The sequence below is a fragment of the Bacillus sp. SIMBA_154 genome (genome assembly GCF_046536015.1).
GTDB classification, from domain to species: domain Bacteria; phylum Bacillota; class Bacilli; order Bacillales; family Bacillaceae; genus Bacillus; species Bacillus pumilus_P.
This window is the reverse complement of sequence record NZ_JAWJBV010000768.1, coordinates 1-228: the sequence shown is the minus strand read 5'-3', so window position 1 is coordinate 228 and position 228 is coordinate 1. Positions and strand designations below refer to the sequence as shown.

1 protein-coding gene is annotated in these 228 nt (G+C 40.8%); it reads left to right on the top strand.

Annotation, left to right across the window (positions count from 1 at the left end):
- Window positions 1-228, top strand: a 228-nt coding sequence (locus tag R0K30_RS23970; RefSeq protein WP_410613584.1) for a hypothetical protein, incomplete at both ends; no start/stop codon positions are given.

Here is a 228-nt window from a genome sequence, read left to right as displayed (position 1 = left end):
GAGCTTGACCAAGAGCAAATTCAGGTTGTTACTCGCTCAGAGCATTCCCAAAAAATATCTGTTAGTCAGCCTAGAGTATCACCTAAGGGAATGACAGTGAATGGGATATTAACTAGTGATATGTTTGGCCTTTTAACAACCTTAGACCACGGTACTCAGCAATTGATACGTGAGCGCCGTGAGTTATTAGCTGAAGATAAGGACTCTGATAGGTTAGAAGAATTAAAC